This is a genomic window from Cytobacillus sp. FSL R7-0680 (assembly GCF_038009245.1).
GTDB classification, from domain to species: Bacteria; Bacillota; Bacilli; order Bacillales; family Cytobacillaceae; genus Cytobacillus; species Cytobacillus kochii.
On record NZ_JBBPAO010000001.1, the window covers coordinates 1,587,021 to 1,609,184 of the forward strand.

The window sequence follows — 22,164 nt, forward strand, 5'->3', positions numbered from 1 at the left end:
CCTTTTTGTATGCTATTTCCTCTGAACAATATTGATAAAAATGGTGAAAGAAAAGTACTACCCATTCCTTTCACCAATTGAAAACCTAATGATTGATTGCCCTTCTTTTATGAGCAAACTCAATATACGTTTTAAGTATTTCTGGATTAGCCATTGAACCAACATTAATCACTTTTTCTGGCTGATGACCTAATAATATCCTTTTAATCGGTACTTCCATCTTCTTACCGGTCAACGTTCTCGGCACCTGCTCCACAGCAATAATTTCATTTGGAACAAACCGTGGTGAAACTTGTTGTCGTATGACATCTTTAATATGTGAAATGAGTCCATCTTCGAGTAGTTGATCTTGCTTTAACACTACAAATAAAGCCATATATGAATCTTCTTCTAGTGCTTCTAAATCAACTACTAAGCTATCGCTTACAATCTCTATACTTTCGACTGCTCGATAAATTTCACTAGTACCTATGCGAACGCCTTGTTTATTAATGGTTGAGTCTGACCTGCCAAAGATAATGGATCTCCCTTTATCATCAAACTGAATCCAATCTCCATGACGCCAAATTCCCGGAAAAGTACTAAAATAACTTTCTTTGTAACGCTTGTCACCTTCATCATTCCAAAAATAAATTGGCATCGATGGCATTGGATTAAGAATCACTAATTCCCCTACCTCATTAAGTACGAGCTTTCCATCGTCATTAAAAGCTTGAGCGTTTACTCCTAAAGCCTTTGTTTGAATTTCTCCAGCACGAACGGGCAAAACGGGAGACCCTCCAATAAAAGCTGTGCATACATCTGTACCTCCACTTACGGAGGCTAACCATACATCCTGTTTAACCTCGTTATATACCCATTTAAAACCGTCTATGCTTAGGGGAGATCCTGTGGAACAAATGGCTTTTAAATGGGGGAATGTATACTTTTCTTTCGGTTTAATTCCTAATTTTAAACTTGCCTGTATAAAAGCAGCACTCGTTCCAAAGAAACTTACTTTTGTTTTTTCGGCTAATTCCCATAAAACATCGGGTTTTGGGTACATTGGGCTACCATCATATAAAACAATCTTTCCACCTGTTAAAAGGGCACCAACAAGTAAATTCCACATCATCCAACCCGTTGTCGTAAACCAAAAAAATACATCTTCGTTTGTAACCCCTTCTTCAATGACTAATACTTTTAAATGTTCAAGTACAATGCCTCCTTGACTGTGTACAATTGGTTTAGGCAGTCCTGTCGTTCCAGATGAAAATAAAATCCATAAAGGATGATTAAAAGGCACTGGTTCGAAAACAAGTTCACTCTTTCTTTTCATTACTTCTTGCCAGTCGATCGTTTTCTGTGGATTTAACCGTTTATAATCACTATTTATGCTCTTAAACAACACGGTTCGCTTCAAAGTTGGTAGTGCATTCTGTAAGTGAGCCACTTGATCAACTCGGTCTGATGTTTTGCCATTATATACATAACCGTCCACTGCAATGAGTACATTCGGCTCAATCTGTTTGAACCGTTCCACCACACTTTCCATACCGAAATCAGGTGAACAACAAGACCATACTGCTCCAATACTCGCACATGCTAAAAAAGCAATAATCGTCTCAGGAATATTAGGCATATAACCAACGATACGATCTCCTTTTTTTACACCTATCTCTTTTAAATAACCTGCTAGTGAAGCCGTTTTTCCCCTTAATTCTTTCCAGGAAATTTCCTTTATATCTTCCATTTCTGATCGGAAAATAAGTGCTGTTTCATCACCTCTATCATTTCTGAACACATGCTCAGCATAATTCAATGAGGAGCCTTCAAACCATCTAGTTCCTGGCATTTTTCGAGATTGTAAAACATGTGAGTATGGCGTATATGAAATGATTTGACAATATTCCCATACATATCCCCAGAATAATTCTAATTCATCAACTGACCATTTCCACAAATGATGGACATCATTTAATTCGAGCTTCTTTTCGTTTCTGATCCAATGAAGAAATTTTGTTACCCCTGCTTTCTCTATCTCCCTTTCGCTCGGTTGCCATAAAAGTTGACCTTTTGAAACCGCTTCCATTTCCTTCGCCACCTTCATTCTCTTTTGTAAAATGGACGGGAATCTGAGATGAAATGATTTTCCATTTTATATATATTATCAAAAAAATCGTTATTATCATACTATTTAATATATATTCTCCTAGTATAAGTGGCTACTACGATTATTATTATTAAAAATAATTCTATTTGTTTATCTTCCTGTCTCTTCCCTTGACTTCTAAAATTTTAATAAATTCTAACATTTAGCTTTTTTCTAGAGATAACCTTTGACAAGTTGGATAAAATGATGTAAATTACGTAATGGGCGAACAATTAATATGTTAACCCAATATAATATTCGTATTTTGAGGTGCTAGCTATGGAAAACGTATTTGATTATGAAGACATTCAATTAATTCCTGCTAAATGTATTGTGACTAGTCGTTCTGAGTGTGATACAGCTGTAACGCTCGGAAAACATAAATTCAAACTCCCAGTTGTCCCTGCAAATATGCAAACAATTATCGATGAAAAAATTGCTACTTATCTTGCTGAAAACGGTTATTTTTATGTCATGCACCGCTTCCAACCTGAGACGCGTAAAAACTTTATTAAGGATATGCATGCACGTGAACTCATTGCTTCTATTAGTGTTGGTGTAAAAGAAGAAGAATATGGTTTTATTGAAGAATTAGCTTATGAAAAAATTGTACCTGATTATATTACAATCGATATTGCTCACGGGCATTCCAATGCAGTCATTCAAATGATTCAACATATTAAATTACATTTGCCTGATGCTTTTGTTATTGCTGGTAATGTAGGTACACCTGAAGCTGTCCGCGAATTAGAGAATGCCGGTGCAGACGCAACAAAAGTAGGCATTGGGCCAGGAAAAGTTTGTATCACAAAGATAAAAACTGGTTTTGGTACAGGTGGCTGGCAATTAGCTGCACTTCGTTGGTGCGCAAAAGCAGCAAGCAAACCTATTATTGCTGATGGTGGGATTAGAACACATGGCGATATTGCAAAGTCTATCCGTTTTGGCGCATCAATGGTCATGATCGGTTCATTGTTTGCTGGTCATGAAGAATCACCTGGTGAAACAATTGAAAAAGATGGTAAGCTCTACAAAGAATATTTCGGTTCAGCCTCTGAATTCCAAAAAGGCGAACGTAAAAATGTTGAAGGCAAAAAAATGTACGTCGAGCATAAAGGTTCTCTTGTGGATACATTAAAAGAAATGGAACAAGATTTACAATCTTCTATTTCTTATGCTGGTGGAAATAGGCTTGAGAGTATCCGCAATGTAGATTATGTAGTAGTAAAAAACTCAATCTTTAATGGTGATAAAGTTTATTAAACAACCCGATTAAGCCAAGAAAATCATTTATTTCATCCTGCCAGGGATTTGACCCCCGGCAGGATGAGTGCGTTTATTTTGAAGTGAAAACAGGTTTTCTTTTCTCCATAAAGGCCTTTGTTCCTTCCTTTTTATCCGCTGTTGCAAATAAAACTGCTTGTGCTAATTTCTCAATTATTTGTCCTGTTTTTTGATCGGTTTCTGCACCATATTGTACAGCCATTTTAGCGAGCTTAACCGCTAATGGACCTTTAGCTAAAATTTGCTCTGCTATCTCATCTACTTTATCCTTCAAAAATTGCAATGGGACAACTTCTGTTACTAAGCCATGTGTCATTGCTTCCTCAGCAGAAAGAAATTTTCCTAATAGAATCATTTCTAACGCCTTTCCTTTTCCAACAATTCGCGATAGCCTTTGCGTACCACCTGCACCTGGGATAATTGACAAATTTAATTCTGGCAAACCAATCTTGGCATGATCCGCCATCACTCGTATATCACATGCTAATGCCAGTTCACATCCTCCACCAAGAGCAAGACCATTAATCATGGCAATTGTCGGCATGTCATAAGCTTCAATTTCATCATAAATTTCTTGCATACTACCTGTTGCAAAAACATCTAACATTTCCTTCTCATTTAGTTGGGTAATGTCTGCACCTGCTGCAAATGCCTTGTCTCCTTCTCCTGTAAATACAACAAGCTGGGACACTCCATCATGTTTAATTTCTACAAGAGCATCCCTTATCTCACTAAGCGTTTCTTTACTTAATCTATTTCTTACTTCTGGTAGATTAATATATATATAGGCAAGTTGACCTTCTTTTTTTACAATAATGTTTTCATACATCAGATTTCCTCCTTCTTATTTTTGAAGGTTTTCAATCAACATAGCCATTCCTTGGCCGCCACCGACACAGAGAGAGGCAATGCCAAATCTTCCCTTCTTTTTTGCTAGTGCATGCATTAAAGTAACGACAATTCTAGATCCGGTTGATCCAAGTGGATGTCCGAGAGCAATTGCTCCGCCATTAATATTTATTCGTTCAGGTGGTAGCATCAACTCTCTTTGTACTGCAATGGCTTGAGAAGCGAACGCTTCATTTATTTCAAATAAATCTATGTCTGCGATACTAAGCTTTGTTCTTGCCAATAACTTCCGTATTGCCGGTACAGGTCCAATCCCCATGACTTCAGGTGAAACACCGACAGATGTCCAATCATGAATCATTGCTCTTGCTGATAATCCCCTTTTATCAGCTTCTTGTGCTGTCATAAGCAAGAGTGCTGAGGCGCCATCATTTCTTCCACACGCATTTCCTGCAGTTACGCTACCACCTTCTTTAAATACCGGCTTTAAGCTGGCAAGCTTTTCTCGTTTTGTCTCCGGTCTTGGATGTTCGTCCTGAGCGAAAGTGATTTGTTCTCTTTTGTTTTGTATTGTTACTGGGATGATTTCTTGTTGAAATGCGTTCATTTCTTGCGCCCTTTTATACTTTTGCTGACTTTCATATGCAAACTGGTCTTGATCTTCCCTAGCAATATTGTATCGCTCGGCAACATTTTCTGCTGTCATCCCCATCCCTAAATGAGCGCCATAAATTTCTTGCGGTTGTTGACCATTCTCTTTATTGGCATCCACTAGTATTGTTTGGTCACCTCCAAAGCGTGAGCCTCTAATAAAAATGGGGGAATTACTCATACTTTCCGTACCACCTGCGATAACAACATTTGCCTGTTTGGAATAGATTTGTTGCATACCTGAAGCGATGGCTTGCATCCCTGATGCACATAATCGATTCACAGTAAAAGCGGGGGAAGTTTCAGGAATGCCCGCTCTTAAAGCAGCTACTCTTGCCACGTTGGATGATTGCGAAGATTGTCTCACTTCTCCTAATACGACTTCTTCAATAGTCGATGGGCTCACATTGACACGTTTAAGTAAGCCAGATATAACATCGGATGCTAAGTAGCTAGAAGATATATTACGTAATGTTCCTCCATACCTTCCAATCGCTGTTCTTACGCCATCTACAATGACGATTTTGTTTAGGTCCATTTTCTTCCCCCCTTAGTTATATTCTTTATTTAATTGAGCAGCGATGATATTTTTTTGGATTTCTGATGTTCCTTCATAAATCCTCGTAATTCTCGCATCACGATAAAACCGTTCAATAGGAAAATCTGAAATGTATCCAATCCCGCCATGGACTTGTACGGCTTTATCAGCCACACGGTTATATACCTCTGAGCCGAATAATTTAATCATCGCTGCTTCCTTAATTACTTTCTTCCCTTCATCAACCATCGTAGCTACTCGGTACGTAAAAGATCGTAATGCTTCTATATCGACAGCCATTTCCGCTAACATATGAGCAACGGCCTGATGCTCAATAATTGGCACATTGAACTGCACCCGTTCTTTTGCATACGTCATTGAAAGATCTAATAATTTTTGGGCGGAACCTAAGTTTCTGGCGGCCAAACCTGCACGTCCGTTGGCAAGAATCGTTAATGCATTCACATAGCCTCTCCCTTCTTCACCCAGGACATTTTCTACTGGGACTTCACAGTCTTCCATAATTATTTCTGCTGAATGTGAACCACGAAGGCCCATTTTATGTTCAATCGCTCCTACTTGAAAACCAGGAAAACTTTTTTCTACAATAAAAGAAGTAATCCCTTTTGCACCTTTAGATGGATCTGTGACAGCCATAACCGTAAAAACATCTGCTTGAGGTGCATTTGTAATATAGTGTTTTAACCCATTTAAAATATATTTATCGCCTTTACGTACTGCCGTCGTTTTTAAATTAGTGGCATTCGAACCAGCCTGAGGCTCTGTTAATGCGAAGGCGCCTATTTTCTTTCCTGTAGCCATATCAGGTAAGTACTTCTGTTTTTGATATTCATTTCCCATTTCCACAATGCCCACTGATCCGATACCCGTATGACCACCAATCAAAGTTGTGAATCCATTATGCGTGGCACCAATTTCTTCATACAATGCACATTTGCCTACCATCCCAATGCCTAACCCACCATATTCTTCTGGAATACTTAAACCAAATAAGCCGAGCTCTTTTGCCATTTCTACAATTTTATCTGGGATGTGATCCTCTTTTTCGATCTGCATCGCAACCGCTTCCACTTCATTTTGCACAAACTCTCTAACACCTTTTTTCAACACTTCGATATCTTCACTAACTGTATAACTCATATCATCGGCCTCCCTTTATTTTTGAATATTCTCTATTTTCTTACCATGTTGATCGTATGCGTACCATCCTTTACCTGTTTTTCTACCTAATTCACCTTTTTCCACTTTTTCTACTACCGACTGTTTCGGGCGATCCACCTCTAGCCCTGTTTCTGCATATCTTTGCTTCCTTACAGCATAATTCACATCAAGACCAGTTAAATCCATTAATGCAAATGGGCCAATAGGATGACCTAAAGCCTTTTCGACTACGAAATCGATTTCTTCATAACTGGCATATCCATGTTCATATAAATAAATCGCCTCATCCATGAGTCTCGCTAAGATACGATTGGCGATGAAACCTGAAATTTCTTTTTGTAGAAGTACTGGTTTTTTTCCGATACTTTGAATGAATGTCATCGCTTGCTGTGCAACTTCCTTTGAAGTATGCGGACCTTGAACAACTTCGACAAGCTCCATCACAAGTACGGGGTTAAAGAAATGGATATTACATACACGATTTTGATAGGTTAACTTATCTATCAATTTAGAACTCACTATAGTGGAGCTATTCGTCGCAATGATACAATTTTCCGAGACAATCTTTTCTAAGGATTGAAATAATGTTTGTTTTGCCTCTAAATCTTCAATAATAGCTTCTATGATAATATCTACATCATGTAACTGATTAATTTCAGTAGTAAATGTTAAATGTTCGAAAGCTTTATCCACCTCATCACGCGAAAATCTTCCTTTTCTCACCCTCTTTTCTAACTGTGTTTCTAACACTTCTTTCGCTTTTATTAAACGATCGTTAGATATATCTTGTAACACGACATCATATTGATGAAGCGCTGCTACAACAGCAATTTGTGCACCCATTGCTCCCGCTCCAATCACACCAACTTTTTTTATATTTGTCATTCTCGTTTATTTCTCCTTTCTAATTCTTCTTTCACAAGTAATCTTTTCAATAATTTACCAACACCGTTTCTTGGTAGATGACTTCTTTCTTCGAAAACTCTCGGTACTTTATAAGGTGTTAGTTTCGTATAACAAAATGCTTTAATTTCTTCAAGATGAAGCGTATAACCTTCTTTAGCGACAAGAAATGCTTTCGGAATCTCTCCATTTTCAGAATCAGGGATACCGACTACGGCAACTTCAGCAATACCTTGATGTTCATAAAGGACATTTTCCACTTCTTGAGGATAAATATTAAACCCCGAGAAAAGAATCATTTCTTTTTTACGACCGACAATATAGAAATACCCATCTTCGTCTACTGTGGCTAAATCACCTGTAAACAACCAGCCATCTTGTAACGTAGAGGCTGTATCTTTCTCATTGTTCCAATAACCCTTCATCACTTGTGGACCTTTAATGACCAATTCACCGACCTGATTGATCCCCAAATCCTCCTGTTTTTGATCAACGATACGACAATCTACATCAGGAACAGGAATACCGATGCTCCCATGTTTATGTGTGCCATTTATTGGCGTACGGTGAGTCGTTGGAGATGTTTCTGACATACCAAACCCTTCTAAGATGGTACAACCAGTTAATTGCTTGAATTGTTTAATAACCTCTACTGGCAATGGCGCTGAACCGGATGAACATATTTTAAGAGAGTTTAGTCCTGCGAATCGTACATTTGGATGATGGATAAAAGAGAGATACATTTTAGGGACACCTGGAAACATGGTTGGTGCATATTTCTTCACTTGATTTAAAACCTCATCAACGTCAAATCGTTCAAAGAGCAAGATTCGCGCTCCTAAAAAGATGCCTACATTCATAGCACTTGTCATCGCATACACATGATAAAGCGGGGTTGCCGCTAATATCGTTTCATTTCCAAAAGCCACTTTTTGTCGATACATCACATAACTTTGGTAAACATTCGCAATTAAATTATGATGTGTAAGCATGGCTCCTTTTATCGTTCCCGTTGTTCCGCCTGTGTATTGTATAACGGCTAAATCGTTTTTAGGATCTATAGACGCTTCAGTAAATTTGATACTTCCATTTTTAAAAATATCTATCATATGATGAACGATTGAAGATACTTCCCTATTAATACTGACATTTGTGGCATACATAATATGTTCTAAATCATACACTTCTCTAATTTTCTGCAGTGCAGTGACTGATTTTTCACCAACCACTAGTGCGCGTAATGCTGTATCATGAAACACTTGCAATACCTCTCTTGATGTATAGGCTGGGTTAATTGGCACGATGATAAGACCCAGTGCAAGACTAGCATAATAGGCAGTGATATAATCTGGATGGTTTCCGAGCCATAACCCGATTCTATCCCCTTTTTTTAACCCACAACTCTGCCAATACGAAGCAAGTGCGTCCGTTCGTTTCTTCAGTTCCTCATAGGTAAGTGTTTCGTAATTAAAAATGATAGCCACATGATCTCGATAAGACTGCGCAGTTTCCTTTAGCATTTCATATAGGCCAATATGAGGTATGTGGAAATTTGGTAACCGATCTTCATAATATTTTTCCCATACTCTTTTTAATGAGAGATTACTCAAGACACATTCCTCCTTTATGTGTCACATATAGTCTTTTAATATATCTCTTGCGATAATTAGCCGTTGGATTTCATTTGTGCCTTCATAGATTTTCGTTATTCTTGCATCACGATAATACCTTTCAACAGGATAATCAGCGACGTAGCCCATGCCACCATGAATTTGCACTGCTTTGTCAGCCACTCGATTAAACACTTCAGACGCGTAAAGTTTAGCCATTGAGGATTCTTTCACAACTTTCTTGCCTTGATCGACTAAATGGGCGGCTTTTAATGTTAATGTTCTTGCTGCTTCTGTTTCTGTTGCCATATCAGCTAACATCCATTGTATTGCTTGATTCTTTGCAATTGGTTTACCGAACTGAATACGTTCATTCGCATATTTCGCTGATAATTCAATGAGTTTATCACAAGATCCAACTGCCCTTGCCGCTAACCCAATCCGTCCTTCACTTAAAATAGTTAGTGCAGCTACATATCCGAGACCCACTTCTCCTATAACATTTTCTTCTGGCACTTCACATTGATCAAATAATAATTGTGCAGTATATGAACCTTTTAAACCCATTTTTTTATCCTTTTTTCCTACTGTAAATCCAGGAAAATCTTTTTCTATTAAGAAGGCAGTAATCCCCTTTGCGCCTTTGTCTTTATCTGTAACAGCAAAGACCGTAAATACATCTGCTACAGGCGCATTCGTGATGAAATGTTTTGACCCATTAAGAATCCACTTATCTCCCTTTTTTTCTGCTTTTGTCGCAAGATTAGTAGCATCAGAACCTGCCCCAGGCTCTGAAAGGGCAAAACAAGCAATTTTTTCTCCTGATGCTAAAGCAGGTAAGTATTTTTCTTTCAAGTAAGGAGAGCCAAGCCTTACTAAACCTGTACTACCAATACCTGTGTGTGCACTAATTAAACTAACAAAACCATTATGCGTGCGACCTAATTGTTCTAATACAGCGGTTTTCCCAACCATGCCAAGACCAATACCCCCATACTCTTCTGGTATACTCATCCCAAATAATCCAAGTTCCTTCACTTGCTGAACCAAAGAATCTGGTATACGGTCCTCATCTTCAATTTGTTGTGCTAAAGGCTCTACTTCCTTCTCGACAAATTGGTGAACCATCTGCACGATTTGATCGATTTCTTGGTTTTGAACTGTGAACATAAGATCACTCCTTTGTTTGCTTTATTAATATAGATGCAAAAACCATGCCATCATTTTTAACTCATGATAAATCGTTAATGAATAGCTTTAACACAAGTTATATAGTTATTTTTTCCGCATTATTTAAATCAGCAAAAAAGTAAACGCTTACTTTTTTGATTCAAAAAAGAATAGAGTTGATTCACAAATGAATCAACTCTATTCCATACTTTTTAAGCTTTCTTGAAATTGTCGGCTGGCTTGTATGCAAAGCGGATGCGAGCTCATAGGTTGTTGTACATTTTTTTAAAGCTTTCATAATAGCTTTTTTTTCTGCTGCTTCTACTACATCCTTTAATGTCTCTATTTTTTCATTTTCATATGGAAAATCTATTTCTCGCTGATATTCTGGTGGAAGATCATTCATTGTAATGATAGACTCTTGTGAGACAATAACCAATCTCTCAATTAGGTTGGCTAATTCACGAATATTGCCTGGCCATTGATAATGATATAAAAATTTTTTTACATCATTATGTAGATCCTTGTTGAAATGATACTTTTCGTTCGTCTGTTTTAAGAAATATTCGATTAGAGGATAAATATCCTCCCGCCGATCCTTTAAAGAAGGGATTTCAATGGTAATCACATTTAATCGATAATATAGATCTTCGCGAAAAAGACCTTTATTCACCATCTCTTTTAAATCTCTATTGGTCGCAGCAATGAGCCTTACATTTACATTCTTCGTCTTCGTTCCGCCTACCCGTTGGATTTCCTTTTCCTGAATAACTCTTAACAATTTGACTTGTGAAGCCAACGGTAATTCCCCAATCTCATCTAAAAATAAAACCCCTTCATCGGCTAGTTCAAACATCCCTGGTTTCCCTTGTTTATCTGCACCTGTAAAAGCACCTTTTTCATAACCGAATAACTCAGATTCAATTAATTCTTCTGGAATCGCACCACAGTTTAATTTAATATATTTGCCCTTCATTCTTCTATTGCTTGTTTCGTAAATATATTTAGCAAGAACATCTTTTCCTACGCCTGTATCACCAAGAAGAAGAACTGTGGCATCCACATTAACAATCCTTTCAGCGGTTTCGTATACATGCTTCATTTTTTCACTTTCTATGACAATCGATTGCTGATGTATGTTAATGTTTTGTTTTAACCTTTCAATTTCTTGACGGTAAGAGAGGTTTAATTTATTCGCTTCTTTTAGAGCATTTTGTAGTTCTATCAACTGTGATAAATCTCTAATATTTGTGACAACACTTTCTACTTCACCCGTATCGTCAAAAACTGGACTTCCTGTAAGAAGCAACGACTCATTGCCAGCTCGATTAAATTGGACATGTGAAATCGTTTCTTTCTTTTCTATCACCCTTTTCGTTAACGAACTCTCGAGAATTCCTCTTTCAATTAAAGCATCGACCTTTTTGTTCATATAATAGTCTTTTGGTATCCCTGTAATTCTCTCCATTGCGGAATTGGTTAAAATGGTATTACCGTTTCGATCGGTTAAATAAATACCATCGTAAGAGTTTTCTATTATTGCTTCTAGTAGCGTATTTGCCTTCATCAAGTCACTTACTTTATTCATTAATTGAGACAATTCGGAAGATAGAATCCCTATATATAAGTAGTGATGTTGTCCTGATTGACTTCTGATAAACAGAAGAAAATCTTCATCCGTTAAAAAGGCAACCTTTATCTTTTCATTACCATACGCATTCCATCTAGGAAATAGGTCGTCAATATATGTAGAAGGCTTCCCTTTTATCAAGATACGTAATGATTCGCTCATCGAAATAATCTCACCAGTGAGCGTTGTCTCTACTGTCAATAAAAGATTACGATTCTTTACAATCATCTACTATCTTCACCTCTTCACATGGTAAGAAAATAGAGGAAATAATTTCACTATATTTCCTCCTAGCTTGGAACGTGGATTAACTATTCGTATCGGCGGTTTTCTTTGTGTGCTGATCAAAAAAAGAGAGAACTTCTTCAAACACAAGCTGCTCATTTTCTTTTTTAGAAAATCCATGTCCCTCATCTTGTAATAAAATATACTTAACTTCACGTCCTTTTTCCCTCAATGCTTGCACAATTTGATCAGATTCCTCTTTCACTACACGGGGATCATTTGCTCCTTGAATAACGAGCATCGGTTTAGTCATAGCTTCCAAATAAGTAATAGGGGAATATTCAGTGAGTTTTTCCTTATCTTTTATGGGATTTCCAACCCATTGATCCATAATCGGTTTCCAATCTTCTGGAACTGATTCTATAAACGAAAATAAATTAGAAGGTCCGAAGATATCGACCACCACTTTAAAATAATCTGGATGTCTACCATGTAAAAGTAGTGCCATATATCCGCCGTAGCTTCCGCCCATTAATAGAATGTCACCTTTCTTTGTATAACCTTTTTCAATGAGCCACTCTATACCAGCTATATTATCTAACCTAGGACCATCTCCCCAATCACCCTCTACCATTTTCATAAAGGACAGCCCATAACCCGTTGACCCTCTAAAATTAGGGGCAAAGATGCTATATCCATGATTGATAAGGAACTGAAAATAGGAACGAAAAGATTTTCTCTCTGCTGCTTGGGGTCCACCATGTGGCCAAAATATAACTTCGCCATTATTTACCTCTTTATTTGCTTCAAACCATAATGCTTCAATTTCTAAACCATCAAATGAAGGATAGTAAATCGTTGTCGGCTCGACAAGCTCTGATTCTTCCACACCTGGTACGTGATATTCAGTTAACTGCTTCCACTTTTCACCCTTTTTCAATTGATAAATATTGTGCGGTTTAATAGCGCTTCTTCCTAAAAGATATAAATTTCCTGAGTCATGAACAACTAATTTTTCAATGATATCACAAGGGATTTCTATCTTTTGTAAGGTATTATAATCTAATGAATAAGCATAAAGAAAATCCTCCACTCCTTTTTCAGAAGTTAAATAGATGATGTGATTACGCTTATCATAATGAATGGAAGAGAAACTTTCATGGTCAAGCCCGATGACTTTACGAAATTGCTTTGTCATGATATTAAATTCGGCCAAATAAGTGAAATTTTCTTTAAAGTTGGTGATCAAATAAATCGTGTCTTCCGTAGTAAACAAAGATCCAGTTACAGTATGCGCCTCTTCCTCTTTTTCAGTTAAACAAAGCTTTTCACTTTCCGTATGTACATAAGAGAGAGAATGCGTATTGGCATATACAGTAGATGAAATATAACTCTCTTCATTTGGACTCCAACTATCTAGAAAGGTCATACCTTCTTTACCCTCTAGGAAAAGTTCTTCTTTCTCCGTTTCTATATGATATCTATAAACATTTAAATAAGTTGGATTATCTTTACCCGAACTATAATATAAATATTGGCTATCTTTTGATAATAAGGGATTAAAATTCCTCGTTTTTTCATTATTGATTAGTTGTTTCAATTTCCCACCACTTGGATGGACTGCATAATATTGCGCACACTCATCCCCATCATGATCAAAACCCGCAAGTATAAACTTGCTATTTTTATCATAGAGGAGACCCATGCACACTTGATTTTTGAATGTTAACTGAACTGGAAATTGTTGCGGCAAATTCATTGCCCATAAATTATAGTAGCCATTTAAATTTGTACTAAACACAACTTGGGACTCATCGGAATTGACGACAAAATCATTAATGCTTAACGTTTTTAAAAACTGATCCATCTCAGGTTTTGGAAATTGAATCATAGAGTTGCCCTCCCTATTAATAGAGTATTCTTATTATTCAGTATACCATACTCTGTTTTACCAATTAAAACCAAACAAAAGCGAACATAGTATGACATTTTTATTTCAAATCTACTTGTTTGCAATAATTTCTCTATAACTGCCCAAAATACCGATAGGAGGAATTACAAATGAGCCTTCTCTTTTTTATATTTTTTTCTTTCTTGTGATTGAAAAAGGTTCAATTGGTCATTCTGTTAATGCAGCGTGTTTACTTAAACTTCCTTCATTATAAATGTAAGGCAAATAGAAAGAGGATACTAACTATGATCAGACTATTTGGAGGACGAATTTTCAAAACAGGCATTTCTGTCTTTATTACTGCATTTCTATGTCAGCTATTTACATGGCCACCAACCTTTGCAGTCATTACCGCTCTCGTTACGATTGAGCCTACGGCGAAAGAATCCATTCGCAAAGCACCAGCTAGATTTCAAGCTTCTTCTATTGCAGCTTCTTTCGCCGTTTTATTTACCTTTATCTTTTCAGATAGTTCGTTGGCTTACGCTCTAACAGCCGTTTTCACTTTGATGATATGTACGAAGTTAAAACTAGAAGATGGCCTACTTGTTGCCGCTTTAACCGGTATGGCCATGATATCAATTGTCCAAGAAGCTTATATGGCAACATTGTTAATGAGACTTGGAGGTACAACACTTGGTTTATTAATTTCAACTTGTGTAAATATATTTATTTTACCCCCGAATTATTTACTAAAAATAAGCAAAACGTCTACTCAGTTAATGAATCGTATGGAAAATATTCTTGTATATGTGACGAACAACATCAAACAAGGAAATAGCAGCAGAAACGAGATCAAACAAGTCATTGCAAAGATTGAGGAAGAAATAGCACATTACCAACAGCTGATACAATATCAAAAAGATGAATGGCGCTTTCATAAATTTTCTAGGAAGGATGTATTTTACCTAAGGCAGAAAGAAAGGCATTTAAATATCCTAAAACAAGCGTTCATCCACTTATTCCAGCTTGTAAACCTTTCTTTGAAAGAGCTTACACCATCACCTTACTTAATGAGATTATTGCAAGATACTATACTGCATCTGAAACAGCCATCAAAGCAACCTAATGAAGAGGACTATTTTCATTTAAGAACACAATATACATTGAATGACAACCACCTTAAAATTGAAGAAAATATGCTCGCCATACAACAACTCATCATGCAGTATCAAATGAATGAAGAAAAGTTAAGAAAACTAAATGAGAGAATAATTAATGTAGAAAATACGAGTATTTAAGTATTTTTTTGAGCGTAGTGTGTAGAAGAGGATTTTATTTTGCAGCGTTATTCAAAATTTGAGCTGTGGTTATTAACTGTTATTTTCTGTTTTGCAAAGGAACTATTACTTATACGGCGCTCTCATTCTTGGGGTTTCGTCTGAGAGCAGCGATTCTCTCATTTAGGATATTTTTATTCTGGGGGCTTTTTCTAAAAGCAAGAATTCGCCCTTATATCACTCTTCTTACAGTTTTAGAAACAAATGAAATTACATTTCAACAAAAAACCACAGATTACTTAATCTGTGGCACTACTTTTCTATATTTATATTGTTCAACATTCATTGCATAGTGTGTATCCTGACACCTTATATCCTTTTCTTCTAAGAAATCGAATGCTCATGTTTTTTTCTATTTTTGATGAAGCAATAACGTGTACGCTCTTTCCATCGATTTCATGATAAAAGCGATGGAGATAAGCAATTGGAATATGGAGACGATGATGAGCCTGATCTACTTTTTCATTATAGTCTCTCACATCAACAATCCGAACATCACTATCATGATTGTCTTGTAACACTTGTGCCTTCACACCTAATACCGGCAAATATCTACTATATATAAAAGTCAAAAGTAAAATGATTAAGAGTATACTAATAAACGTAAGCATTTTTCCCCCTAGGATGTTATATTCACCCTCATATTCTATACCCCTATTGGTATGAAGTCAACAAGAAGAACTCACCATCCACATATCAATTTCTAAGCGTCATTTATTTTTTCTAAAACCTATAGCTGAAAGCTATTTTTTAATATCACTTTCATGTTTTGTAAAAGTAAGTAATAAGAAAAGAACAAAGCTAATCAATAGGATACTTCCTCCAACAATATAAAAAACCGTATTAATCATCTCTGGCATAAAACCTGGCTTAAAGATAAACATAGCCATTCCAGTTGTTAAACCAATGGTGCCGATAATGGCACTAGTGACATGTAATTTTGCAAGGAATCTTAGCTTCGGAGTAAATAATTGATAATATACCGCCCATGCGAAAAGTGATAGCCAGCCAACAACTAAACTATGAGCATGGATGGGTTTGAAAGCATAACTACCTGCTCCGGCCATATGTGATCCTAGAAAAGCACCTATCACTGCAAAGATAGCAGAAAACCTGAGTAATATTTTGCTAAATTTATTCAATTGACACTCACCCTTTTCATCTTCATTCATTTGATTTTATTTTGTCATCATATGTCCTATCTCACCTTTTATGACTGACAAAATAAGGTTATAGAATGAATATGAACGGAGTATGAACAATGGTTTACAATAGAAATGTTTTACTAATTCGATTGTTTTGGTAGCATAATTGTAAAAATCGTTCCTTCTCCTTCTTCACTTTCAACTCGCACTTCTCCTTGGTGAAGATCTACGATTGAATAAACAATGGAAAGTCCTAAGCCAGAACCAGCAATGGAACGATTTCTAGAAAGGTCGGAACGATAAAAACGATTGAAAACCTTTTTCATTTCCTCCTGATTCATCCCAATACCATTATCCTGAAATTGTACTTTTATCCAGCCCCCTTCTTCTATAAGAATAATGGAAATATCCCCATTTTCCTTTCCATATTTAATGCTATTTGTGAGTAAATTTTCCCAAACAGAATAAAGCAAGGAGGGGTCCCCTTCGATCATACATTCAGGCAATGAATAACTTAGCATCATGCCTTTGTCTTCTAAATGCCACTGATATTGTTTAATCACTAACTTTAGTTGTTCACTCATATTAAATAAAACGATATTCACCATATCTTTCCTATAGTCGATAGAAGATAATAATAACAATTGATTTGTTAAAACAGACAAACGGGTTACTTCTTCTTCCATCATAGTCATTTGATTCATTTCTTCATCTGTTCTTTTCTTTTCCTTAAAAAGATGTAAGTAACCTTTTATATTTGATAAAGGCGATTGAATATCATGTGAGATATTTGTAATAAATTCTTTGCGCATTTCATTTGCTGCTTCTAATTTTTTCGTCATTTTCATAAAACTTTGAGTAAGAGAACCAATTTCATCTTTTCTATTAGTAGGTAACTCAATACTGTACTCTCCATTAGCAATTACTGTTGTTGCTTCATTTAACTTTCTAATCGGCTTTACAATATACTTTGTACTGATGAACACGAATAAAATACTTAATAAGAGGATACCAATCAATAACCAAGCAAACATAATGTGCATTTCGCTAAATAAAAGGGAAATGTCAGGTCTGAGAAAAAGAGCATACTCCCTTCCTTGATAAGTAAATGGTACACCGACAGTATTTTTAAGTTCGTTAGCAAAAAAACCGGTCACAAATGTAGCATGTGGAAAGAGATTAATACCGTGATAAATCCGACCATTCAAGACTTGTTGAACAGCAGCACTACTTAAATTATGTTCGCGATACTCCGCTCCATAAAAAGATTCCTCTCCAAGACCATCAGTTACAAATATTTGATAACCAAAAGAGCTGATATGCGTAAGATATAGTTCCTTATTGATTTGTGGATTCTCCTCCATGAAGGTAATAGTAGCTTTCGCCATTTCTGTCACTTTGGCATCGTTTTTGGGCTTTAATGTTTGTTGATAATATGCATTGCTCAAAATAAATGAAATGACACTGCTTAGAAGCATAATACAAATGGTTGTGAGAGCAATTTTTGAGTAAAGTGTTTTCATTTGGCTATCTCCAATGAATAACCGATACCACGAATCGTTTTTATTATTACATCCACCTCTAACTTAGATAAGCGGCTACGTAAACGTTTAATATGTACATCAACGGTCCTTTCATCCCCAGAAAAATCAATGCCCCAGATTTGTTCAATTAATTGCTGTCTACTGTACACTCTATTTTGGTTAGCGGCCAGAAAATATAATAACTCAAATTCCTTCAGTGGTAATAGATAGGTTTTATTGCTCACTTCAATTTCATAGCTTTTTTTATTGATATATAATCGGTCGAGCTTGATACTCGTTGTTCCTACCTTACCATATCTTCGTAATAAAGCATTGACACGGAATAATAACTCTTTCGGCTCAAATGGCTTTACCACATAATCATCTGTACCGACTGAAAATCCCTTTGCTTTATCATCTAATTGTCCCTTTGCCGTAAGCAGGATAATCGGGAGGTCAAAATCCCTACGAATCGTTTTTGTTAGTTGATAGCCATCCATGTTCGGCATCATTATATCCGCAATAACAAGATCGACTACTTCCGTTTCTAATATTGCCATCGCATCCTGTCCATCTTTTGCCTCAGTGGTTTGATAGCCTTCTTTTTGTAAACTATCCTTCATTAAATAGCGAACATGTTGATCATCATCAACAATTAAAATTTTTCTCACAAGAAACACCTCTTCTTCTTAAAGCTTATCATTTCTTCAATTATTAAGAAGAAATAATAAACCTTGCATATGATATGCAAGGTTTATTATAAAACTTATAATTCATCAAATCCATTATCGACTTGATTCACTTTTGTATATTGTCTTGATTTTTGTTCGAAGAAATCAGATTTGCCTTGATCTACCTCTTCATAAGCAACAATCCAACGGAGTGGATTTTTACGAAATCCTTCAAACGGTCGTTCAAATCCTAATTGATTACTGCGGACATTGGCATAAAATTTGATGTATGCTTCAAGGTCAGTAATAAGAATACCATCCATTTTATCACCGATTACCTCACGTGCCCATTCAATTTCGAGATCTGCAGCTTTTCTAAAGGTATCTTTTACAAATTGTTGCAATTCTGGTGTGTTTAATTCAGGATGCTCGTTTAAGATTTCTTTAAAGATTTTCACAAACAAATCAACGTGAATTTGTTCATCACGATTAATATAGTTAATCATCGTTGATGTAGATACCATTTTTTGATTTCTCGCTAAATAATAGAAGAAAGCGAAACCGGAATAGAAGAATAAGCCTTCTAATACTACATCATAAACGATTGATTTTAACATATTTTCCGCCGTCGGTTCTTTTACAAAATCTTTATAACCATTTGTAATAAAATCATTTCGTTCTCTTAATGTTGGTTCTGTACGCCAATAATCGAAGACCTCATCTTGCTTACTTTTTGAAACGATCGAAGAAAGAATATAAGAATACGAGTGATTATGAATAACTTCTTGTTGTGCAAGAATAATCATTAACGCTGAAAGACTAGAATCTGTTAAATAATCTGCTGTCTTCCCAGCATAGTCAGTTTGAATGCTATCTAGTAACGCTAGTAAACCGATAATCTTTAAAAAGGCTTCTTGTGCGTCCTCAGATAACTCAGGGAATTGCTTAATATCTTGAGACATATTAATTTCAAATGGTGTCCAGAAATTAGATAACATCTTTTTATATTTAGGGTAAGCCCAGGAAAATCTTACATCATCCCAGTTTAAAACGTTCGAACATTCTCCATTAATAATACCTGTTGAACGGTTTGGTGCTTCATGATTCATAATGGGACGTTTATTTAAAGTGTTCATTTATTTCATTCTCCTCTCGGTGAAATCAGCTAGAGCATGATTCACAATCTTCAATATCTGTGGAAGTAGAACGTAAATAATACGTTGTTTTCAGCCTGTTTTTCCATGCCGATACGTGAAGATCTAATAATTCTTTTGCTTTAATCGTATTTTTAATATAAAGATTAAATGACACTGCTTGGTCAATATGCTTTTGACGTTTCGCATTTTGAGCAATGCTCCATTTTTGATCGATATGGTAAGCAGATTTATAGTACCACGTAGTTTGAGCGTTTAGGTCTGGTGCAGTTACAGGAATACGATAGTCTTTTTTCTCCTCTGAGTATTGCTTGTTGAAGATTGGATCAATACTCGGTGTACTACCTGCAATTAATGCAGTTGACGCATTTGGTGCTACCGCTTGTAAATAGCCGTTTCTAATTCCTTTTGCTCTCACTTTTTCCATTAGTCCTTGCCAATCAAGTTCGCTATCAGCATTCAGGTAATCTCTTTTTTCGAAATAGGCACCTGTTTGCCAATCTGAACCATTGAATGCGGGGTAGGCTCCCTTTTCCTCAGCTAGATTCATAGAACTTTCAATTGTTAAGTAAGCAATTTTCTCGTAAAGTCGGTCTGCAAATTCTAATGATTCAGGGCTTTCCCAAACGACCTTATTAGTAGCTAATAAATGATGCCAGCCGAAAGTACCTAAGCCGATCGCGCGATATTTTTTATTCGTTAACTGCCCTTGGATAACAGGGATTTTATTAATATCAATTACATTGTCCAGCATTCTTACTTGAATAGGAATCAATCGTTCTATGACTGCTTCATTCACTGCTTTGGCAAGGTTAATAGAAGACAGGTTACATACGACGAAATCTCCAGGTGTTTTCTCGATGACAATTTTACCATCTTTTGTATACTCTTCTTCTCTTGTTGTTACACTTTGATTTTGAACGATTTCAGTACAAAGATTTGTACAATAGATCATACCTGCATGTGCGTTTGCATTCATACGGTTCACTTCATCCCGATAGAACATAAATGGTGTTCCAGTTTCTAATTGACTACGCATGATAGACTTCATAATATCGATAGCAGGAATTTCCTTCTTCGATAGCTCTTCATTATTGACGCATTCTAGATATTTCATTCTAAAAGTACCTGCACCAACTTCTTCATCATAATAATCTTCTAGTGAGAAGCCCATTTTTTGTCGAACCTCATGTGGGTCAAATAAATACCAGTTACTACGCTCTTCTACTTTTTCCATGAATAAATCAGGTAGACATACACCGGTAAATAAATCATGTGTACGTAATCTTTCATCACCATTATTTAACTTTGCATCAAGGAAAGAGAAGATATCCTTGTGCCAAACGTCTAAATAAACGCTAATTGCCCCTTGTCTTTGTCCAAGTTGATCGACACTTACAGCTGTATTATTTAGTTGTTTCATCCATGGAAGCACCCCAGATGAAGCGCCTTTGAACCCTTTAATCATACTACCTCTACTACGAATCTTACCTAAATAAACGCCGATTCCACCACCATTTTTAGATAGTGCAGCAATGTCTGTATTACTGTCATAAATTGAATCTAGACTATCATCAACTGTTTCGATAAAGCAGCTAGATAGTTGTCCCCAATTCTTACCTGCATTAGATAAAGTTGGTGTAGCTACGGTCATAAATAAGTTACTCATTGCCCAGTAAGCTTCTTTTACTAATTGCAGCCGATTTTTTTCTTCTTGATGCATAAGAATCATTGCAATAACCATCCAGCGTTCTTGAGGCAATTCAAAAATCCTCTTTTGGCGATCTTTTGCTACATAACGATCCGTAAGCATTTTGATCCCGAGATAAGTAAAGAGCTGATCTCTTTCAGGGACAATTTCTTTGCCTAATTCATCAATTTCTTCTTTTGTATAACTAGATAATAAAATAGGACTATAAATATCAATATCACTTAATTGTTGAATTAAAGAATGAAAATCACCATAAGCCTGACCACTGTACCCTCGGTTCTCAGCTGCTTGTTGATAAATCTTCTTTAAATATAAATGGGCAGCCACATATGTCCAATCAGGTTCATTAACATTTATGTAAGAAAGACATTCTAGTATTAACTGATCGTAGAAACTATCTAACTCTAAGTGATTTAATTGATCTGCACGCTTTTCTAACGCACTAATTGGTAAGTTGTTGAATTGTTGATATAATTGTTCAAAATTGACTGTCGTATCAATCATTGTTTTCAAATTCCTTCCTCCTTCAAACTATTTCTATCAAATTTAGGCATAA

17 protein-coding genes are annotated in these 22,164 nt (G+C 36.2%); 2 read left to right on the forward strand and 15 right to left on the reverse strand.

Translation table 11 applies throughout. The features are described from left to right. Positions 1-85 precede the first annotated feature (85 nt). Positions 86-2,071, reverse strand: a complete 1,986-nt coding sequence (locus MKY26_RS07850; RefSeq protein WP_322909492.1) for an acetoacetate--CoA ligase — start codon at positions 2,069-2,071, stop codon at positions 86-88. A gap of 339 nt (positions 2,072-2,410) precedes the next feature. On the opposite strand from MKY26_RS07850, the gene guaC reads away from it, so the two are divergent. After that, positions 2,411-3,394 (forward strand): GMP reductase, encoded by a 984-nt coding sequence (gene guaC / locus MKY26_RS07855; protein ID WP_307313397.1) that lies wholly within the window; start codon positions 2,411-2,413, stop codon positions 3,392-3,394. A 73-nt stretch (positions 3,395-3,467) separates the two neighbouring features. On the opposite strand, the gene MKY26_RS07860 is transcribed toward guaC, so the two are convergent. The 8 genes from MKY26_RS07860 to MKY26_RS07895 all read right to left on the reverse strand — a co-directional run bounded on the left by MKY26_RS07860 (position 3,468) and on the right by MKY26_RS07895 (position 14,064). Beyond that, complete coding sequence (locus MKY26_RS07860; protein ID WP_095372977.1) at positions 3,468-4,244, reverse strand: enoyl-CoA hydratase/isomerase family protein; 777 nt, start codon at positions 4,242-4,244, stop codon at positions 3,468-3,470. A gap of 15 nt (positions 4,245-4,259) precedes the next feature. Continuing rightward, complete coding sequence (locus MKY26_RS07865; protein WP_095372976.1) at positions 4,260-5,453, reverse strand: thiolase family protein; 1,194 nt, start codon at positions 5,451-5,453, stop codon at positions 4,260-4,262. Positions 5,454-5,465: 12 nt separating this feature from the next. Next, entirely contained in the window at positions 5,466-6,614 is a 1,149-nt protein-coding gene (locus MKY26_RS07870; protein ID WP_307313393.1) for an acyl-CoA dehydrogenase family protein, read from the reverse strand. Positions 6,615-6,629: 15 nt separating this feature from the next. Beyond that, positions 6,630-7,520: a 3-hydroxyacyl-CoA dehydrogenase family protein gene (locus MKY26_RS07875; RefSeq protein WP_307313390.1), complete on the reverse strand. Its 891-nt coding sequence runs from the start codon at positions 7,518-7,520 to the stop codon at positions 6,630-6,632. After that, positions 7,517-9,148, reverse strand: coding sequence for a long-chain-fatty-acid--CoA ligase (locus tag MKY26_RS07880; RefSeq protein WP_322909493.1), 1,632 nt, complete (start codon positions 9,146-9,148; stop codon positions 7,517-7,519). Before MKY26_RS07880 ends, MKY26_RS07875 begins: the two co-directional genes overlap by 4 nt. A gap of 21 nt (positions 9,149-9,169) precedes the next feature. Next, positions 9,170-10,318 (reverse strand): acyl-CoA dehydrogenase family protein, encoded by a 1,149-nt coding sequence (locus tag MKY26_RS07885; RefSeq protein WP_095372972.1) that lies wholly within the window; start codon positions 10,316-10,318, stop codon positions 9,170-9,172. A 181-nt stretch (positions 10,319-10,499) separates the two neighbouring features. Continuing rightward, positions 10,500-12,176, reverse strand: a complete 1,677-nt coding sequence (locus MKY26_RS07890) for a sigma-54 interaction domain-containing protein (RefSeq protein ID WP_340975274.1) — start codon at positions 12,174-12,176, stop codon at positions 10,500-10,502. Between the two features lie 79 nt (positions 12,177-12,255). After that, on the reverse strand, positions 12,256-14,064 hold the full coding sequence (locus tag MKY26_RS07895) for a S9 family peptidase (RefSeq protein ID WP_328197824.1): 1,809 nt from the start codon (positions 14,062-14,064) through the stop codon (positions 12,256-12,258). A gap of 305 nt (positions 14,065-14,369) precedes the next feature. On the opposite strand from MKY26_RS07895, the gene MKY26_RS07900 reads away from it, so the two are divergent. Beyond that, positions 14,370-15,365 carry an aromatic acid exporter family protein gene (locus MKY26_RS07900; RefSeq protein ID WP_157733956.1) on the forward strand — a complete coding sequence of 332 codons (996 nt, stop codon included), beginning with the start codon at positions 14,370-14,372 and terminating at the stop codon, positions 15,363-15,365. A 314-nt stretch (positions 15,366-15,679) separates the two neighbouring features. Here the strand turns inward: MKY26_RS07900 and MKY26_RS07905 are convergent, their stop codons facing one another. From MKY26_RS07905 to MKY26_RS07930, 6 genes are all read right to left on the reverse strand, one after another. Continuing rightward, positions 15,680-16,015 (reverse strand): hypothetical protein, encoded by a 336-nt coding sequence (locus tag MKY26_RS07905; protein WP_095372968.1) that lies wholly within the window; start codon positions 16,013-16,015, stop codon positions 15,680-15,682. Between the two features lie 132 nt (positions 16,016-16,147). After that, the gene (locus MKY26_RS07910) at positions 16,148-16,546 is read right to left on the reverse strand and encodes a hypothetical protein (RefSeq protein WP_095373662.1); all 399 of its coding nucleotides are present in this window, start codon (positions 16,544-16,546) and stop codon (positions 16,148-16,150) included. A gap of 143 nt (positions 16,547-16,689) precedes the next feature. After that, the gene (locus tag MKY26_RS07915) at positions 16,690-18,072 is read right to left on the reverse strand and encodes a HAMP domain-containing sensor histidine kinase (RefSeq protein WP_095372967.1); all 1,383 of its coding nucleotides are present in this window, start codon (positions 18,070-18,072) and stop codon (positions 16,690-16,692) included. Next, entirely contained in the window at positions 18,069-18,743 is a 675-nt protein-coding gene (locus MKY26_RS07920; RefSeq protein ID WP_095372966.1) for a response regulator transcription factor, read from the reverse strand. The genes MKY26_RS07915 and MKY26_RS07920 overlap by 4 nt, the downstream gene beginning before the upstream one ends. Positions 18,744-18,838: 95 nt before the next feature. Then, on the reverse strand, positions 18,839-19,879 hold the full coding sequence (locus MKY26_RS07925) for a ribonucleotide-diphosphate reductase subunit beta (protein ID WP_095372965.1): 1,041 nt from the start codon (positions 19,877-19,879) through the stop codon (positions 18,839-18,841). A gap of 25 nt (positions 19,880-19,904) precedes the next feature. Beyond that, positions 19,905-22,112, reverse strand: coding sequence for a ribonucleoside-diphosphate reductase subunit alpha (locus MKY26_RS07930; protein WP_307313745.1), 2,208 nt, complete (start codon positions 22,110-22,112; stop codon positions 19,905-19,907). Between the last annotated feature and the right edge of the window lie 52 nt (positions 22,113-22,164).

What these genes read in the sequence shown, in the direction of transcription:
- MKY26_RS07850 (WP_322909492.1), bottom strand. Translation starts at nt 2,071, where the DNA reads ATGGAAGCGGTTTCAAAAGGTCAACTTTTATGGCAACCGAGCGAAAGG.
- guaC (WP_307313397.1), top strand. Translation starts at nt 2,411, where the DNA reads ATGGAAAACGTATTTGATTATGAAGACATTCAATTAATTCCTGCTAAA.
- MKY26_RS07860 (WP_095372977.1), bottom strand. Translation starts at nt 4,244, where the DNA reads ATGTATGAAAACATTATTGTAAAAAAAGAAGGTCAACTTGCCTATATA.
- MKY26_RS07865 (WP_095372976.1), bottom strand. Translation starts at nt 5,453, where the DNA reads ATGGACCTAAACAAAATCGTCATTGTAGATGGCGTAAGAACAGCGATT.
- MKY26_RS07870 (WP_307313393.1), bottom strand. Translation starts at nt 6,614, where the DNA reads ATGAGTTATACAGTTAGTGAAGATATCGAAGTGTTGAAAAAAGGTGTT.
- MKY26_RS07875 (WP_307313390.1), bottom strand. Translation starts at nt 7,520, where the DNA reads ATGACAAATATAAAAAAAGTTGGTGTGATTGGAGCGGGAGCAATGGGT.
- MKY26_RS07885 (WP_095372972.1), bottom strand. Translation starts at nt 10,318, where the DNA reads ATGTTCACAGTTCAAAACCAAGAAATCGATCAAATCGTGCAGATGGTT.
- MKY26_RS07890 (WP_340975274.1), bottom strand. Translation starts at nt 12,176, where the DNA reads ATGATTGTAAAGAATCGTAATCTTTTATTGACAGTAGAGACAACGCTC.
- MKY26_RS07895 (WP_328197824.1), bottom strand. Translation starts at nt 14,064, where the DNA reads ATGATTCAATTTCCAAAACCTGAGATGGATCAGTTTTTAAAAACGTTA.
- MKY26_RS07900 (WP_157733956.1), top strand. Translation starts at nt 14,370, where the DNA reads ATGATCAGACTATTTGGAGGACGAATTTTCAAAACAGGCATTTCTGTC.
- MKY26_RS07905 (WP_095372968.1), bottom strand. Translation starts at nt 16,015, where the DNA reads ATGCTTACGTTTATTAGTATACTCTTAATCATTTTACTTTTGACTTTT.
- MKY26_RS07915 (WP_095372967.1), bottom strand. Translation starts at nt 18,072, where the DNA reads ATGAAAACACTTTACTCAAAAATTGCTCTCACAACCATTTGTATTATG.
- MKY26_RS07925 (WP_095372965.1), bottom strand. Translation starts at nt 19,879, where the DNA reads ATGAACACTTTAAATAAACGTCCCATTATGAATCATGAAGCACCAAAC.
- MKY26_RS07930 (WP_307313745.1), bottom strand. Translation starts at nt 22,112, where the DNA reads ATGATTGATACGACAGTCAATTTTGAACAATTATATCAACAATTCAAC.